The organism is Mycobacterium sp. IDUB_36 (assembly GCF_055419225.1).
Window position 1 is genome coordinate 548938 of the sequence record NZ_JBVAXH010000002.1, and the last position, 15350, is coordinate 564287.

Consider the following 15350-nt stretch of genomic DNA (forward strand, 5'->3'; position numbering starts at 1 on the left):
TTGAAGCCCATGAGCCAGACAGTGCGTGGAGTGATCTCACGGAAAAAAGGCGAGCCGGTTGAAGTGGTCGACATCGTCATCCCCGACCCTGGCCCGGGCGAGGTCGTCGTCGACATCACCGCGTGCGGGGTGTGCCACACCGACCTGACCTATCGCGAGGGCGGCATCAACGACGAGTTCCCGTTCCTGCTGGGCCATGAGGCCGCGGGCACCGTCGAAGCGATCGGGGACGGCGTAACCGCGGTCGAGCCAGGCGATTTCGTGGTGCTGAACTGGCGTGCGGTGTGCGGCCAGTGCCGGGCCTGCAAGCGCGGGCGCCCACACCTGTGCTTCGACACCTTCAATGCCGAGCAGAAGATGACGCTCACCGACGGCACCGAACTAACCCCGGCACTGGGTATCGGCGCGTTCGCCGACAAGACACTGGTGGCCGCCGGACAGTGCACCAAGGTCAACCCCGACGCCGATCCTGCCGTCGTGGGACTGCTGGGGTGCGGCGTGATGGCCGGCCTCGGTGCGGCGATCAACACCGCAGCGCTCACCCGCGACGACACCGTGGCGGTGATCGGCTGCGGCGGCGTCGGTGATGCGGCGATCGCCGGCGCGGCGCTGGTCGGTGCGCGGCGGATCATTGCGATCGACACCGACGACTCCAAGCTGGAGTGGGCCCGCGAATTCGGCGCCACCGACACGGTCAACAGTGCCGACCTCGCCGAAGACGATCTCGTCGAGGCCGTCCAAGATCTCACCGACGGATTCGGCGCCAACGTGGTCATCGACGCGGTGGGACGGCCGGAAACCTGGAAGCAGGCGTTCTACGCTCGCGACCTGGCCGGAACCGTTGTGCTGGTGGGAGTTCCGACACCCGACATGAAACTCGAGATGCCGCTGATCGATTTCTTCTCCCACGGCGGCTCATTGAAGTCGTCGTGGTACGGCGACTGCCTGCCCGAACGCGACTTCCCCACCCTGGTCGATCTCTATCTGCAAGGCCGACTTCCGCTGGAGAAATTCGTCTCCGAACGCATCGGCCTCGACGACGTCGAGGAGGCCTTCCACAAGATGCACGGCGGCAAGGTGCTGCGCTCGGTGGTGATCCTGTAATGGGCAGCATCGAACGCATCGTCACCCACGGCACCTTCGAACTCGACGGCGGCAGTTGGGAAGTCGACAACAACATCTGGCTGGTCGGCGACGACTCCGACGTGGTGGTGTTCGACGCCGCACACACTGCCCAGCCGATCCTCGACGCGGTCCGCGGCCGCAACGTGGTCGCGGTGGTCTGCACCCACGGCCACAACGATCATGTGACCGTCGCACCCGAGCTCGGTGAGGCACTCGATGCGCCGGTACTGCTGCATCCCGCCGACGACGTGTTGTGGCAGATGACGCATCCGGACAAGAGCTTTCGCACAGTGTCCGACGAGGAGAAGCTGACCGTCGCCGGACTCGAGCTGCACGCGCTGCACACACCGGGACACTCACCCGGATCGGTCTGCTGGTACGCCCCCGAGTTGAGCGCGGTGTTCAGCGGTGACACGCTGTTCTCCGGCGGGCCCGGCGCCACCGGGCGGTCGTTCTCCGACTTCCCGACGATCCTGCAATCGATCTCCGGCCGGCTGGGCAGCCTTCCCGGTGACACCGTCGTCTACACCGGCCACGGTGACACCACCAGCATCGGCGACGAGATCGTGCACTACGACGAATGGGTCGCCCGCGGCCACTAGCCGTCGAGTACCCGGCGTTTTTCGGCCTGGAATTCCTTCTCCGTCAGAGCCCCCGAATCGCGCAGCGCGGCAAGCGTTTTCAGCTGCTCGATCTTCACTCCCTGGTCGGAGTGGACGACGACGGGCCCGTCGACAGCCGGCGCTGTCACCTGCCAGGGCGTCGGGTCCGCCCGTCTGGCGCGGGACAGCCACACCGAGGAGCTGACGGTGCCGGCGAGGCCGACGACGAACAACCCGGCGGCGATACCCAGCCACGCGCCGTCGGAGTCGCTGTCGTAGCCGAAAGCCATCCGCGGATTGATGTATCCGTTGATGTCCCCGCTGGTGGTGATGATGTAGTCGCCGTCGACCGGGATCTGCACCATCCAGACCCGGCGGTGAATATCGTTGTTGACCGAGGTTGATCCGCCGACGTTCTCGGTGACTTTCGGATCGGCGACGCCCGCGGGCGGGTCGACGTCCAGGATGAGATGGGGCACCGGCAGCCCGCCGCCGGACGAACTGCCGAGCGTCACCGTATGGAAGCTGACGGTGGCCTCACCCGCGGGCAGATGCACCTTGCCGGTGCCCGGGATCGGCACCTCGCCGTAAGCGTTGTATTTGTCCAGGACGAATGCGCCCAGGACGAGGGTCGCAATGAATCCGACGCCCGATGCGATCATCAGCGCGATGCCGGCGGCGAGCGACACCTTGGCGACCCTCCTGCTGCTCACCCACGCAGCCTGGCAGAGCCCGATGCCACCTCGCGCAGTTTGGGCAGCGCCGCATCGGGTAGTCGTCGCGAAGCGCCAAAGGGTCGCAACGAGGGACGGAGAGTCATGAGCGCGGAAAAAACAGATCAGGAATCCAGCGACGACCAAGACCAGAAATCGGCCGACGACCACGATCAGACATCGGGCGACGATCAGCAGGAAGCCCCCGACCCCGACGATTTGAGCGACGAGGGCAAGAAGCAGGTCGAGGAGATGCAGGAGGCCTACAACGACGACCGTGAGACCGCGGTGCTACCCGGCACCGACGGCACGATCACCGGCGTGGCGGTCAACGAATGGCTCGACGACGACGGAAACCCCAAGTTCGGCCAAGACGAGAACAAAGACGAAAACAAGGACGCCGATAAGGACGCTGACGGGGCCTCCGACAGCGACAGCAAGGCCGAAACCGACGAGAAGCAGGACGCCGGCTAGCGCCCTCCCCCTGGTCCGGGCTCCGGAAACAGCCGGTCGCCGGGACGCCTGGGGAATCGAGGGCGATCCGGCCGCTCCGGCCCCTGTGACGGGGTGGTGGTCGTCGTTGTGGTCGTTGTTGTCGTCGCGGTCGAACTCTCGGTTGTCGTCGTCGGCGGTTGGCTCGACGTGGACGTACTGGTGTCGGGCTGCGAAGGCGGCGGTGCGACGGACGTCGGCCCTTCGGTGGCGGTGCTCTCCGACGGTGACTGCACCGATGAAGCGGGTGTCGTGCTCACGCTCGGCGACGGAGTCGACGGGGTTGTGCTGGTGGAATGGCGCAGCGTGATCATTACCCCGGCCCCGATGGCAAGCACGGCCAGCGCGGTGCCGATGGCCACCACCAGCGGACGTCGGTACCACGGGTCGGGGCTGGCGTCGTAAACATCGGGGGCCTCGGCCGGTTCCGGCCTTATTCGTGCGCGTAGCGATGCCCGTCCGCCGTCGCGAGGTTCGTCATCGTATTCGCCGGGACGAATCGGCATGATCCCGGAATCGTCGTCGGCCTCCGACCAGGCCAACGCCGGCGCGGCCGCGGGCTCCACCGGCAGCTCGGAAATCATCGTCGCGTCGCTGACCGATCCCAGAGCTGTCGGCGCCAGCGAGGTGGACTCGTCGCTCGCGCCGTGCGCCGCGCGTAGTGCCGCGCCCACGGCGGCGGTCAGGTGCGGCCGCGGTGCGGATATCACCAGCGCACCCGACTGTTCCGACAGCGTTCTGGTCACCAGCGGAATGCTGGCGCCACCGCCCACCGATGCCACCGCGGCCAGGTCGCCCAAGCCAATTCCGTTGCGCTCCAACACCTCATGGAAGAAACCGACGAATCCGTCCAACGGCTGGCGGATGGTGTCCTCGAGTTCGTCTCGGGTCAGCCGAATCTCGCCGTGATAGCCCGGCACCTCAGCGTTCAACTCGGCGTCATTCGCCGACGAGAGTCGTTCTTTGGCGTACCGGCACGCGCTCCGCAATTGCTGCAGCGAGCCGATCGCCGAGGTGGCCGATGTGTCGAATGAGCCTGCGGCCGAGAGATCGTCGACGACGTGGGTCAGCAGGGCCTGGTCCAGCCGGTCCCCGGAGAACTCGGTGTACCGGACGGCCGGCGCGATGGCCTGGTAGCCGTCCGCGGCATCCAGGAGGCTCAGCGTGGTGCCGGAACCACCGAAGTCGCACACCGCGACAATCCCGGAGCTGGGGATTCCCGGGTTGGCGTGCAGCGCGAACAATGCGGCCGCGGAATCGGGCATCAGTACGAGTCGGCCGCGTGACCACTCCGATACCCGGCTCAACGCCACCCGCACCGCGTTCACCGTGGCCGCGTCCCAGTGCGCGGGATGGGTGACAGCGACGGCGTCCGGCACTTCGCGTCCGTCGGTCGCGGTGTACGCCAGCGCGCGCAGGGCGTCGGCGATCAACGTCTCGCTGCGATGGGTGGTGTTGTCGGCGGCGGCGATTCCGGCCGGGTCGCCCACCCGGTCGACGAAGTCGGTGATGACCAGGCCGGGCTCGTTGAGCTTCGGATTCTCCGAGGGCACCCCGACCTCGGGCGGACGCTGCCGATAGAGGGTGAGTACCGGTTTTCGGGTCACCGCCCGGTCAGCGGTGACCGCCGCCAGGTTGGTGGCCCCCACCGAAAGGCCTAGTGCCGAACGTTCACCGTCAGCCATGTCGTCTCTTTGCGCGCATCAGCACCAACTTATCGGCTATTCCGGGCCGAGTCGGCAGCCGCGTCGTTCAGCGGATGGTGCCGACACCCGCAATCAGCGGCAGATCCAGGGCCGTGACCCACCCCGGCGGGAGGTCGTTGACAGCCGGAACCGCGTTGAGTGCCCGCATCCCGGTGGCCAGGCAGCCGGCCGCGGCCGCGTCTCGGCCAGATCCGTCGGTGAACCGGAACGCGGTTTCCTGCGAGATGCTGGGGGTGCCGTCGATGTCGACGCGATAGACATCGTCCTTGGTGCCTGCCGGCCAGTCCGGCGCCGCGTCGAGCCCGATGCGGTTGACGTGTTCGAGCTGAATCCGGGTCTGGCCCTGGTACACACCATTGATGGTGAACCGCACCGCGGCCACGTGACCCGCAGGGATGACGCCTTTGGCGGTCTTGCGCTCGTTGGGGGTCACCCATTTGTCCCAGGTCGTGGTGATCTCGTCGAGCATGATGCCGGCGGCGTGGGCGATCATCGGGACGGTGCCGCCCCACGCGAAGATCAGCACCTCCCGGTTCTCCAGCATGGGGCGGAAGTCGGGCTCGCGACCGATGCCCATCTCGACTTCGTAGTCGCCCTCGTAGTTGGTGTAGTCGAGCAACTCGGACGCCCGGACCGTCCGGACCTCCGAACACAGACCCATCAGCGTCATCGGGAACAGGTCGTTGGCGAACCCCGGGTCGATGCCGGTGGTGAAGCACGACGACTCGCCGAGCTCGCACGCCTCGGTGATCGGCTGGATCCAGTTCGGCGGGTTGAGATGCATCGTCGGCCACACCCAGGGCGTCATGGACGTCGAGACGACGTCGATGCCCGCCCGAAGGAACCGGGTCATCACTGCGATGTTGGTGTCGGCGTGCGCGGCGGTCGGGCCGTAATGCACCAGGGCGTCGGGCTTCAGCGCGATCAGCGCGTCGATGTCGTCGGTGGCGGTCACGCCGATCGGCCCGGCGAGGCCGCAGATCTCGCCGACGTCGTGGCCGACTTTCTTCGGGTTGCTGACACCGACACCGACGAGGTCGAACTCCGGGTGTTTGACGATTTCGGCGATCACCATCTTGCCGACGAAGCCGGTACCCCACACCACCACGCGCTTAGCCATCCGTCACCTTTCGATCGACGAGCCCCGGTTCACCCTAGGCGCGGCTGCGGTCGGCCTTCCTCCGAAACCGGAAAGTCATTCGCTCGAGCAGTCGGTCGCGCACCGTGAGCGTGTGCAGCAGCACTGCGGAGATGTGCGCGGCGATCACCGCTGTCAGCGTGTAAGCGATCAGCGAATGCGCTTGTCGCAGAATCCAATAGAGCTGCGCATCGAACGGCGCGATCCTGGGCAGGTACAGCGCCCCGAAGACGGCGACCGGTCCCCCGGCTGCCGAGATCATCGCCCGACCGACCAGTGGCTGCAGCAACAGCAACGCGTACAGCAGCTTCTCGGAAAGCCCCACGAGTCTGCCCTCCAACGCCCCGATCGTCGGTGGCCAGGCCGGCGGGTGATGGGTCACCCGATTGACCACCCGCACGACCATGACCACCAGGATCAGCACGCCCAGCGTCTTGTGCACCAGGATCAGCTGGGCGCGCGAGCCCACCGAGTTCACCATCACGAAACCGATGAACAGTGCGGCGAACACCAGAGCCGCGGTCAGCCAATGCAGGACCCTGCTCAGTCGAGTGAATTGGTTGGGTTCGGTCATATCGTGTTCTCCCCGGTTCGGCGGCGGTAGGAGGCGGCGTACACCGCGGACCGTGCGCTCAGCAGCGGATCGTCGGACGCCTCGATGCCCGGCGGCAGCACCAGCGGATCGAAATTGATGTCGCGGGCGTTGCCCCTGGCTTCGGGGTGGACGGAGTCGAGCGTCAGCACTCCGGCGTCGACCGTGCGTCGGTCGGCGGGCCACGCGACGGTCGCGTCGTGAGTCGGATCGTCGGGCCCGCCGAGTGTGAGGATCAAACGCCAGCGCAGCGGCCCGGAGCGCAGTTGACGGGTCAGCGGATCGAACCACCCGTCCGGCCCGGACGCCGGCGGCAGAGCGGATTGCAGCGGGTCCAGCGACCAGCGGACCGGAACCCGCGTGCCGGACTCGTTCACGAGGTAGAAGGCGTTCAGCCCGTTGAAGACGCTGTCGGCGAAGCCGACGGTCGGGGGATGCTGGCGAACAATTGCCATGGCCCGCACGGTTTCCGGGTGATCCGCGAGGAACGTCGACATCGCCTGGGGGTCGGGCTTGCCGGTACCGGGTACCGTGGCCGAGGCGATCAGCCGGTCGTAGAAACCCTGCGGCGAATTGTCCAGAAAGACAGGCATGTTGATGGTCGCGATCCGCCACTGCCGGCTGCCCGGAAAACCAAAGGCCAGCCCGAGGCCGCGGACCGCAGTGCCGGTGTCGGCGATGTGTGGATTGCCGCCGGCGAGCGAGAACCGACCGACCACCGGCGTCCGCCCCGGCGCGAAGACCGCCGCGACCGACAGCGCGCCGGCGTTGCCGTTGCTGTCGAACCACCCGGTCACGGTCACGCCCTTCGCGTGGTTCTTGCGGAAACCGGGTTGGCGGCCGAAGACCTTCGCGAATCCGTCCAGGAAGGTCTGCGGACTCAACCGCACCGGCCCCAGCCGGTTGTTCGCGGCCAGCAACGCGGCGAGGTCGAGTGCCAGGAAGGCGCCCACCGCCGCGGCGCCGCGCAGTACGTCACGCCGCGCGGGTGATTCGGCCATCGCATAGCTCCTCTCAGTTGCTTCACGACGATTCTTGGGCATCGGTTCGACCGCGGCACATCGGAACTCGATTTGAGAAAAGAACCCCGAAAACCGACCCATCCGGTCGGCGTGAATGACACGATCCCGGGATGACCAGCAAGGCGTTCTTTGTCGCGGCCCTGACCGCGTTCGGGGCCACGGTGGGCGTCGGGGCACCGGCGCAGGCCGACCCGCCGACCAAGGTGACCTACGAGTTGAGCGGCAGCGCTCCGATCGCCGACTACGTCTCCTACGAGGTCGAGAGCCGCCAGACGCAGCAGGCCCACGTGCCGCTGCCGTGGAAGACGGAGTTCACCGTCGTCGGCAGCAGGGTGTTCGTGATCAGCGCGCAGGGCCCCGGCTCGATCACCTGCACGATCCGCGTCGACGGCAAGGTGGTCAACCAGGCGACCGCCAACGGGGCGCCCGCCCGCACTGTCTGCACGACCTGACCGGCGTCACCGGCACACACCCGACGCAGGTGCGGGAGTAGCTGCGCGGCAAACGAATTCGCTCGTACTCATCGGATCGGATCCCGAATCGATCGCAACCGGTTTAAGCTCGCGCCTACAGCCCACTCAACGACGAGGACGGCCGAGATGAGTCTGGCGATCCGGAAGAACGGCGCAGCGCCGCCCGACCTTGCCCTGGCCGATGTCCACCTCGGCGATTGGCACTTCTGGGCGCTCGACGACGATCAGCGCGACGCCGCATTCGCCACGCTTCGCCGGGAAGCCCCGATCTCGTTCTGGCCGGAGCCGGTCCAGGAAGGGTTTCAGCAGGGGGCCGGGCACTGGGCGCTGACCGAGCTCGACGACGTCTTCTTCGCCAGCCGGCACCCCGAGATCTTCAGCTCCAGCCCCAACATCACGATCAACGACCAAACGCCGGAAGTCTCCGAGTACTTCGGCTCGATGATCGTGCTCGACGATCCGCGACACCAGCGTCTGCGCTCGATCGTCAGCAGGGCGTTCACCCCGAAAGTGGTGTCGCGCATCGAGACCTCGGTGCGTGAGCGGGCCCGCCGGCTGGTTGCCGACCTGATCGCCAACCATCCCGACGGCAACGGCGAGGCCGTCACCGAACTCGCCGGACCGCTGCCGCTGCAGGTCATCTGCGACATGATGGGCGTCCCCGAGGAGGACCATCAGAAAATCTTCCACTGGACCAACGTCATCCTCGGTTTCGGCGACCCCGATCTGACCACCGAGTTCGATGACTTCCTGCACGTCTCGATGGACATCGGCGCCTACGCCACCGCGCTGGCCGAGGACCGCCGGGTCAACCACCACGACGACCTGACCACCAGCCTGGTCGAAGCCGAGGTCGACGGCGAGCGGCTGACGTCGGCTGAGGTGGCGTCCTTCTTCATCCTGTTGGCGGTGGCCGGCAACGAGACCACCCGCAACGCGATCAGCCACGGACTGGTCGCGCTGACCCGCTATCCCGAGCAGCGCCAGAGGTGGTGGTCCGACTTCGACGCGCTGTCGCACACGGCCGTCGAGGAGATCGTGCGATGGGCCTCGCCGGTGGTGTACATGCGGCGCACGCTCACGCGCGATTTCGAGATGCACGGGACGACGATGGCCGCCGGTGACAAGGCCACGCTGTGGTACTGCTCGGCCAACCGCGACGAGTCGAAGTTCGCCGACCCGTGGACGTTCGACGTGACGCGGGACCCGAATCCGCATGTCGGCTTCGGCGGTGGCGGCGCACATTTCTGTCTGGGTGCCAACCTGGCCCGCCGCGAAATCAGGGTGATGTTCGAGGAGCTGCGGCGCCAGATCCCGGACGTCGTAGCGACCGAGGAGCCGGCGCGCTTGCTGTCACCGTTCATTCACGGCATCAAGACGCTGCCGATCGCATGGACGCCGCCGCGCTGAGCCGGCTCGTCGCGTACGGCGATTGAATGTGGTTGGCGCACCGCCTGATCACGCACCCGGCTCCGACGCCGCATGCACATGGGCGAATACCATGTCCTGATGTTCGGGCTCGTCGTCATCGTGACGCTCTTCGCCACCGTGATCGTCGGCACGGTGCTGGGCCGGCGCTACCGGGTGGGCCCTCCGCTGTTGCTGATCGGCCTCGGCGCGCTGTTGGGCCTGATGCCGCGGTTCGGCCACGTTCGGCTCGACGGCGAAATCGTCCTTCTGCTCTTCCTGCCTGCGATTTTGTACTGGGAAAGCCTGAACACGAGCTTTCGGGAGATACGCGCGAACATGCGCGTCATCGTCCTGCTCAGCGTCGGTCTGGTGATCGCCAACGCGATCGCGGTGGCATGGACCGCGCGCGCTTTCGGGATGGAGTCGCATGCCGCCTCGGTCCTCGGCGCGGTGCTCTCCCCGACTGACGCCGCCGCCGTCGCCGGTCTGGCCAAGCGGCTGCCGCGCCGCACGCTGACGGTGCTGAAAGCCGAGAGCACCATCAACGACGGTACGGCGCTCGTCTTGTTCGGCGTCGCCGTGTCGGTCGCGGTGGGTGGCGCGCCGGTCGGTCCGCTGGACCTGACCGTGCGCTTCATTGTGTCCTATCTCGGCGGGATCGCGGCCGGCCTGTTCGTCGGTGGCGTGGTGACGCTGGCCCGGCAGCGTCTCGATGCGCCGCAGGAGGAGGCGGCACTGAGCCTGTTGACGCCGTTCGCCGCATTCCTGCTCGCCAACGAATTCGACTGCAGTGGTGTCGTCGCCGTGCTGGTGTCTGCGCTGGTGCTGGCGTACGTCTCCCCGCGGGTCATCCGGGCGCGCTCGCGACTGGTCAGCTTCGCGTTCTGGGACATCGTGACGTTCCTGATCAACGGCTCGCTCTGGGTGTTCGTCGGAGTGCAGCTACCCAGTGCGGTGCGCGGTGTCTCGCGCATCGACGGCGGCGTTGATCGAGCCGTCGTGATGGCCGCGGCGGTAACGCTGGTCGTCGTCGCCACCCGGATCGTCTGGGGCGAAGCCACGACGCTGTTCATCCGGACGGTGGATCGCCGTCAGGTGCAACGCGAGCGCCGGATCGACTGGCGACAACGGGTGGTGTCCGGCTGGGCGGGTTTCCGCGGCGCGGTTTCCCTCGCCGCCGCCCTGGCCGTCCCGCTGACCACCCACAGCGGCGCGCCGTTCCCCGACCGCAACCTGATCATCTTCGTGGTGTCGTTCGTGATCCTGACCACCGTGCTGGTCCAGGGCAGCACGTTGCCTGCAATCGTGCGCTGGGCCAAAATTCCCGAAGACGTTGCCCACGCCGAAGAGCTGCGGCTCGCGCGGTGCGCCGGAGCGCAGGCCGCGCTCGACGCGCTGCCGCTGGTCGCCCAGGAGTTCGGGGTCAGCGACGCGCTGCAGGACCGCCTGCACGCCGAATTCGAACAGCACGCCGCGCTGGTCAGGGCCAGCGACGACGGCTCGACGCGGGATGATGCCGAAGCAAAAAGCGACCTGATCCGTCAGGTGCGCCTGGGCGTCCTCGAACACAAACGTCGTGCCATCACCGAGCTTCGCGACCAGCGCCGCATCGACGACATCGTCCTGCTCGAACTGCAGGCCTCGATGGACCTCGAAGAAGCGCGACTGCTGGGACCGTCCGGCCCGGACTAGCCAGAGCCGTTACCGCGAACCGACTTTCGCCACGATCTGATTGGCGATGTCGACGGCCGAGCCTGCCGGGTTCGCACTGCAGGTGTTGACGTCGACCACGACGTTGTTCCTGACCGCCAACGCCCGGCCGCAGGCCCACCCGCCGGTTTTGGCTTCTTGCTGCGTGGACGTCGCGCTCAGCACGTCGTTGTCGTCCGAGATCGGTCCGACGTCCCACTGCGTCCGGGTCTGGGTGTGGGTGTAGTGCCGGCAGGACGGCCACCGCAGCGCCGAACCGACGAAGAACACCTGGGCCTGTTTGACGGTCGGGAACAGCACCACCGCCTGCTCGGCGTAGTGGGTGAAGCTGTCGCCGTCGTTGAGCTCCACATCGCGCACACCGGTGAATCCGCTGGTGGCGTATACCTGGGTCTGCGCCGAGCCGTCGATGGCCAGGCACTCGGCGGGCTGCATCGTGGTGCTGTCGTCGGACATCGCGTCGTGCCGGCGGATCACCGCCATCCCCGTCGCACCCATCAGCGGGTTGACCTGGGCAGGGGCCAGCAGCAACGACTCGAGTTCGCGCTCGACCACCGGCCGCGGGATCAGCGACGTGATCGTCGTCGAGGTTTGGCTGGCGTGCTCACTGCCACCGCACCCGGCGACGAGCACCCCGACACCGGCCACACCGACCGTGGCCGCCAAATGGCGCATCTGCTCTGTTCCCATCCCCTCGTAGCCCCGACCTGCCCCGCGGTATGACACTTGGTGGGCGTTGCCGGTCAGAACCCGCGCGACAACTCTACCGTGCGTTGTGGCCAGTGATTCCAGGGAAATTGGCCATTTTTGAGCTCCACTCAATGAATCCAAATACCCCCTGAACGATTTGCGGAATCCCCGATCGGCGCCCGATCGCAAAAGGCAGACGGCCACGGCGCGAACTGAGTACGGTCGACCGATGGCATTACGCCGCGAAAGCCCCTACCGCGGGCGCCGGTTGCGGCTACACGAGGTGGCGCTCGAGCGCGCCCTGATGAGCCCGGTGGGCTATCAATTCATAGCTCACCTCGCACCGCGGATCGACAAGGTCCTGATCCCCCGGACCAACGGCCGCCTGAGTTCGGCCGGGATCGACCGCGTGGGACTGGTCACGACGACCGGTGCGAAATCCGGTCTGCCGCGAACTCAGCCGCTGGTGCTGATCGAGGACGGCGGCGGACTTCTCGCGATCGGGTCGAACTACGGTCGGCCCTCGCACCCGTCCTGGAGCACCAACCTGAAGGCGCACCCCGAGTGCACGGTCGAATTCAAATCGTCGCCCGCGCAATACCGAGCGGAGTTGCTCACCGGCGCCGACCGTGCGTCGGCGTGGGCCACGGCGACGGACTTCTACGCCGGTTACGAGCGTTACAGCGCCAGGTGCGCTCCCCGGGAGATCAGGATCTTCCGGCTTCTCCCCGCCGCAGTCTGAGCGCGCGTCGACGTGCGACCTGCGGTGTTCACGGCGTGTTCAGCGAAAAGTCGGTGTCAGATCGTTGACCGCACACGAGGGCCGGTTGTGCTGGGAGCCATGCGTGTCGTTCAGGTCGCCAACTTCTACGGGCCTCGTTCCGGCGGTCTGCGTACGGCCGTCGATCGGCTGGGCGCGGAGTACTGCGCCGCCGGCCACGACGTCGTCCTGGTCGTTCCGGGCCGCGACGCCGGACACACGCTGCTGCCCACCGGTGTCGAGCGGATCACCGTGCCCGCCAAGCTGATTCCACTCACCGGGGGGTACCGGGCCGTCCTGCCCGGACCGGTGCGCACGCTGCTCGAGTCGCTGCGGCCGGATACCTTGGAGGTGTCTGATCGGCTCACGCTGAGATCCCTGGGGCGGTGGGGCCGCGAACACCACGCCACGACGGTGATGATCTCTCACGAACGTCTGGATCGGCTTGCCGGACAACTGCTTCCGCGTCGCGCCGCACGCCGATTCGCCGACTTCGCCAACCGGCGCACGGCTGCCGATTACGACACCGTCGTGTGCACGACCGGATTTGCCCGCGAGGAGTTCGACCGCATCGGCGCGAAGAACACCGTCACCATTCCACTCGGAGTCGATCTCGAAACCTTCCACCCGTCGCGCCGCTCGGCGCTGTTGCGGCAACGTTGGGCCGCCCCCGGCGAGATCCTGCTGGTGCACTGCGGCCGGCTGTCGGTGGAGAAGCGGGCCGACCGCAGCATCGACGCGGTGGCCGCACTCCGCGACGCCGGTGTCGCGGCGCGCCTGGTCGTCGTGGGTGACGGACCGCTGCGGGCACGGCTACAGCGTCAAGCCGCCCGGCTGCCGGTCGATTTCACCGGTTTCGTCTCCGACCGGCACAGTGTCGCCGAGTTGCTGGCGACAGCCGATGTCGCGCTCGCGCCCGGGCCGCACGAGACGTTCGGTCTGGCCGCCCTGGAGTCGTTGGCGTGCGGCACGCCGGCGGTGGTGTCCCGCACCTCGGCGTTGGGCGAGATCATCACCGCCGACAGCGGCGCTCTGGCGGACAACAACCCGTCGGCCATCGCCGACGCGGTCAGCGCCGTGGTCAGCCGCCCCGAGGGGCATCGTCGTGCGTGCGCGCGTCAGCGCGCCGAGATGTTCACCTGGAAACGAGCCGCGGTCGGCATGCTGAGCACGCTCGGTGCGCCCGTGATGGACGACGGTCCCGGCGGTTCGCAGCACACCGCCTGAGGGCCGCCGCCCCTAGACGGCGGGGCCGACCTGGCCGGTCAGCGGGTTGACCTGGACGGTCATCGGCCCGCCGGGCGCCTGTTTGCCCTGCGCCGCCGCACGCTGCTGCGCCGCCTGGGCGAGGGCGTTGACCACCGGGTTGTTCTTCGCCAGCTCGCGGCGATCCTCTTCGGACAGCTCGTAGAAAGACCACAGGCCCCAGGCGGATGGGCGGACGTAGACCGTCACCTTCTGGTGCCGGCGCTTGTTGGCCGTCAGTACCGCGGGCACCGCCACCACCCGGTCCAGAGTCGCCGAGCTGACCAGCTCCTGGGCGATCTTGTCCACGTCCACCCCATCCTGGAGTTCGTAGACCAACGACTGGTGGGGCGTGTGGTGTGGGCCTTGGAGGGCCATGTACCACGCCATCCGCGTCTCCTTCGCTTGTGATTGTCAGCGCAACTGTAGAGGACGCGCGATGGCAGCAGTGCCGATTGGCATTGCGGCTTGGGCTAATTGGTGTCCGGGAAGGCCACCTGCGCCGCCGGCGCACCGCGCGCGACCACCACCGGCATCGACGTCGAGGAGTTCGTCTGCAGGATCGTCTGCACCACCTCGATGAGGTCTTCGACGGGCATCAACTTGCCCGGCATGCAGCCACCCGACACCCACAACGGATACGCCTTCATCGCCAAGTCCATGTCCCAGCCGGCGTTCATTCCGGTCGCGGCGTCACCCTCGCCGCCGGCGCACTCCCCAACGATGAGCGAGGTGAATCCGACGTCCGGGTGTTCGGCCCGCCACGCTTCGACGAGTCGCTCCAGCGCAGCCTTGCTGACGCCGTAGGCGCCGAGCCCGGGCCACGGCGGCCCGAAGCTGCCGGCGTCTGAGGAGAGGTACACCGCCTTGCCCGCCGAGGCGGTCAGGTGCGGGATCGCCGCCGCGGTAGCCAGCGACGCCCCGATGACGTTGGTGTCGAAAATGCGGCGCCAGGTGTCGGCGCCGGTGTCGACCATGCGGACGAGGGGGCTGATCGCCGGCGTGTAGATGAGGTTGTCGATGCCGCCCATCGACTCGGCCGCCTGGTCGAACGCCGATCGACAGGATTGCTCGTCGGTGACGTCGCACTCGATCGCAATCGCGCCCGAGCCCGCCTCCTCGGCGGCCGTTTCGATGCGCGCCCGACGCCGCGCCAGCAGGGCGATCTGCCCGCCGCGCTGCGCCAGTCCGATACCGATGCAACGCCCGAGCCCACTTGACGCCCCGACAACCACCGTCCGTGACATTTTTGCCCTCTCTTGTAACGTGCCCGCTGCAGCCACAGCGTATCGACCGGCGCCCGACCGTTGTGCATTCGTGCCCGATTCGAGGCCGAGCCATGGCCGTCCGGATAGTTGGACGCGCGTAGAGTGTGAGTTTAGACACGTTCAGGTAGGGCTAAGTAACACTCAATCACTAGCGTGGCGCCTGGCGCGCACGCGGAAGTTGGGGCAGCGACATGACCACTTTGACGGTTTCCGAAATCACCAAGGACGAACGCGACTACGACAGCTGGCTTGCCACGTTGTCGCAGGCGTCGGAGCGCCTCGACGACCTGCAGACCGTGGTCGACGAGTTGCGCGAATTGTGCGCGCACGACGAGGTCGTCCGCAGCAGCGACGTCATGGCCGTATTGCAGAAGCACCACGCCGTCGCCTGAGCGCTCGCCGCC

17 protein-coding genes are annotated in these 15350 nt (G+C 67.4%); 9 read left to right on the forward strand and 8 right to left on the reverse strand.

The window, feature by feature from the left end:
* The first annotated feature begins 9 nt into the window (after positions 1-9).
* Both ACZYW1_RS20935 and ACZYW1_RS20940 read left to right on the forward strand, forming a co-directional pair.
* Positions 10-1104 (forward strand): S-(hydroxymethyl)mycothiol dehydrogenase, encoded by a 1095-nt coding sequence (locus tag ACZYW1_RS20935; RefSeq protein ID WP_463788381.1) that lies wholly within the window; start codon positions 10-12, stop codon positions 1102-1104.
* Entirely contained in the window at positions 1104-1727 is a 624-nt protein-coding gene (locus ACZYW1_RS20940) for an MBL fold metallo-hydrolase (protein WP_463788382.1), read from the forward strand. The genes ACZYW1_RS20935 and ACZYW1_RS20940 overlap by 1 nt, the downstream gene beginning before the upstream one ends.
* Here ACZYW1_RS20940 and ACZYW1_RS20945 read toward each other — a convergent pair.
* Entirely contained in the window at positions 1724-2440 is a 717-nt protein-coding gene (locus tag ACZYW1_RS20945) for an SHOCT domain-containing protein (protein WP_463788383.1), read from the reverse strand. The genes ACZYW1_RS20940 and ACZYW1_RS20945 overlap by 4 nt on opposite strands.
* 105 nt (positions 2441-2545) lie before the next feature.
* Here ACZYW1_RS20945 and ACZYW1_RS20950 point away from each other — a divergent pair, with 105 nt between their 5' ends.
* A complete protein-coding gene (locus tag ACZYW1_RS20950) occupies positions 2546-2914 on the forward strand; it encodes a hypothetical protein (RefSeq protein WP_463788384.1) in 369 nt (122 codons plus the stop codon).
* Here ACZYW1_RS20950 and ACZYW1_RS20955 read toward each other — a convergent pair.
* The 4 genes from ACZYW1_RS20955 to ACZYW1_RS20970 all read right to left on the reverse strand — a co-directional run bounded on the left by ACZYW1_RS20955 (position 2911) and on the right by ACZYW1_RS20970 (position 7369).
* On the reverse strand, positions 2911-4617 hold the full coding sequence (locus ACZYW1_RS20955; RefSeq protein WP_463788385.1) for an Hsp70 family protein: 1707 nt from the start codon (positions 4615-4617) through the stop codon (positions 2911-2913). The genes ACZYW1_RS20950 and ACZYW1_RS20955 overlap by 4 nt on opposite strands.
* A 67-nt stretch (positions 4618-4684) precedes the next feature.
* On the reverse strand, positions 4685-5758 hold the full coding sequence (locus ACZYW1_RS20960) for an NAD(P)H-dependent amine dehydrogenase family protein (protein ID WP_463788386.1): 1074 nt from the start codon (positions 5756-5758) through the stop codon (positions 4685-4687).
* Positions 5759-5792: 34 nt separating this feature from the next.
* Positions 5793-6350 carry a cytochrome b gene (locus ACZYW1_RS20965; protein ID WP_463788387.1) on the reverse strand — a complete coding sequence of 186 codons (558 nt, stop codon included), beginning with the start codon at positions 6348-6350 and terminating at the stop codon, positions 5793-5795.
* Positions 6347-7369 (reverse strand): catalase family peroxidase, encoded by a 1023-nt coding sequence (locus ACZYW1_RS20970; protein WP_463788388.1) that lies wholly within the window; start codon positions 7367-7369, stop codon positions 6347-6349. The genes ACZYW1_RS20965 and ACZYW1_RS20970 overlap by 4 nt, the downstream gene beginning before the upstream one ends.
* Before the next feature lie 131 nt (positions 7370-7500).
* On the opposite strand from ACZYW1_RS20970, the gene ACZYW1_RS20975 reads away from it, so the two are divergent.
* The 3 genes from ACZYW1_RS20975 to ACZYW1_RS20985 all read left to right on the forward strand — a co-directional run bounded on the left by ACZYW1_RS20975 (position 7501) and on the right by ACZYW1_RS20985 (position 10965).
* Entirely contained in the window at positions 7501-7842 is a 342-nt protein-coding gene (locus ACZYW1_RS20975) for an MmpS family transport accessory protein (protein ID WP_463788389.1), read from the forward strand.
* 147 nt (positions 7843-7989) lie between these two features.
* Positions 7990-9273, forward strand: coding sequence for a cytochrome P450 (locus ACZYW1_RS20980; protein WP_463788390.1), 1284 nt, complete (start codon positions 7990-7992; stop codon positions 9271-9273).
* A 99-nt stretch (positions 9274-9372) separates the two neighbouring features.
* Complete coding sequence (locus ACZYW1_RS20985; RefSeq protein WP_463788391.1) at positions 9373-10965, forward strand: Na+/H+ antiporter; 1593 nt, start codon at positions 9373-9375, stop codon at positions 10963-10965.
* 9 nt (positions 10966-10974) lie between these two features.
* Here ACZYW1_RS20985 and ACZYW1_RS20990 read toward each other — a convergent pair whose 3' ends face one another.
* Positions 10975-11658, reverse strand: coding sequence for a sensor domain-containing protein (locus ACZYW1_RS20990; RefSeq protein WP_463788392.1), 684 nt, complete (start codon positions 11656-11658; stop codon positions 10975-10977).
* A 244-nt stretch (positions 11659-11902) separates the two neighbouring features.
* On the opposite strand from ACZYW1_RS20990, the gene ACZYW1_RS20995 reads away from it, so the two are divergent.
* Positions 11903-12415, forward strand: coding sequence for a nitroreductase family deazaflavin-dependent oxidoreductase (locus ACZYW1_RS20995; protein ID WP_463788393.1), 513 nt, complete (start codon positions 11903-11905; stop codon positions 12413-12415).
* A 99-nt stretch (positions 12416-12514) separates the two neighbouring features.
* On the forward strand, positions 12515-13660 hold the full coding sequence (locus tag ACZYW1_RS21000; protein WP_463788394.1) for a glycosyltransferase: 1146 nt from the start codon (positions 12515-12517) through the stop codon (positions 13658-13660).
* A 12-nt stretch (positions 13661-13672) separates the two neighbouring features.
* Here ACZYW1_RS21000 and ACZYW1_RS21005 read toward each other — a convergent pair whose 3' ends face one another.
* Positions 13673-14068 (reverse strand): hypothetical protein, encoded by a 396-nt coding sequence (locus ACZYW1_RS21005; protein ID WP_463788395.1) that lies wholly within the window; start codon positions 14066-14068, stop codon positions 13673-13675.
* Between the two features lie 83 nt (positions 14069-14151).
* Positions 14152-14913 carry an SDR family oxidoreductase gene (locus ACZYW1_RS21010; protein ID WP_463788820.1) on the reverse strand — a complete coding sequence of 254 codons (762 nt, stop codon included), beginning with the start codon at positions 14911-14913 and terminating at the stop codon, positions 14152-14154.
* Between the two features lie 224 nt (positions 14914-15137).
* On the opposite strand from ACZYW1_RS21010, the gene ACZYW1_RS21015 reads away from it, so the two are divergent.
* Positions 15138-15338, forward strand: coding sequence for a hypothetical protein (locus tag ACZYW1_RS21015; RefSeq protein WP_463788396.1), 201 nt, complete (start codon positions 15138-15140; stop codon positions 15336-15338).
* Positions 15339-15350 lie beyond the last annotated feature (12 nt).

Coding starts and splice junctions, on each gene's coding strand:
- ACZYW1_RS20935 (WP_463788381.1), top strand. CDS start 10: ATGAGCCAGACAGTGCGTGGAGTGATCTCACGGAAAAAAGGCGAGCCG.
- ACZYW1_RS20940 (WP_463788382.1), top strand. CDS start 1,104: ATGGGCAGCATCGAACGCATCGTCACCCACGGCACCTTCGAACTCGAC.
- ACZYW1_RS20950 (WP_463788384.1), top strand. CDS start 2,546: ATGAGCGCGGAAAAAACAGATCAGGAATCCAGCGACGACCAAGACCAG.
- ACZYW1_RS20955 (WP_463788385.1), bottom strand. CDS start 4,617: ATGGCTGACGGTGAACGTTCGGCACTAGGCCTTTCGGTGGGGGCCACC.
- ACZYW1_RS20960 (WP_463788386.1), bottom strand. CDS start 5,758: ATGGCTAAGCGCGTGGTGGTGTGGGGTACCGGCTTCGTCGGCAAGATG.
- ACZYW1_RS20965 (WP_463788387.1), bottom strand. CDS start 6,350: ATGACCGAACCCAACCAATTCACTCGACTGAGCAGGGTCCTGCATTGG.
- ACZYW1_RS20970 (WP_463788388.1), bottom strand. CDS start 7,369: ATGGCCGAATCACCCGCGCGGCGTGACGTACTGCGCGGCGCCGCGGCG.
- ACZYW1_RS20975 (WP_463788389.1), top strand. CDS start 7,501: ATGACCAGCAAGGCGTTCTTTGTCGCGGCCCTGACCGCGTTCGGGGCC.
- ACZYW1_RS20980 (WP_463788390.1), top strand. CDS start 7,990: ATGAGTCTGGCGATCCGGAAGAACGGCGCAGCGCCGCCCGACCTTGCC.
- ACZYW1_RS20985 (WP_463788391.1), top strand. CDS start 9,373: ATGTTCGGGCTCGTCGTCATCGTGACGCTCTTCGCCACCGTGATCGTC.
- ACZYW1_RS20990 (WP_463788392.1), bottom strand. CDS start 11,658: ATGCGCCATTTGGCGGCCACGGTCGGTGTGGCCGGTGTCGGGGTGCTC.
- ACZYW1_RS20995 (WP_463788393.1), top strand. CDS start 11,903: ATGGCATTACGCCGCGAAAGCCCCTACCGCGGGCGCCGGTTGCGGCTA.
- ACZYW1_RS21000 (WP_463788394.1), top strand. CDS start 12,515: ATGCGTGTCGTTCAGGTCGCCAACTTCTACGGGCCTCGTTCCGGCGGT.
- ACZYW1_RS21005 (WP_463788395.1), bottom strand. CDS start 14,068: ATGGCGTGGTACATGGCCCTCCAAGGCCCACACCACACGCCCCACCAG.
- ACZYW1_RS21015 (WP_463788396.1), top strand. CDS start 15,138: ATGACCACTTTGACGGTTTCCGAAATCACCAAGGACGAACGCGACTAC.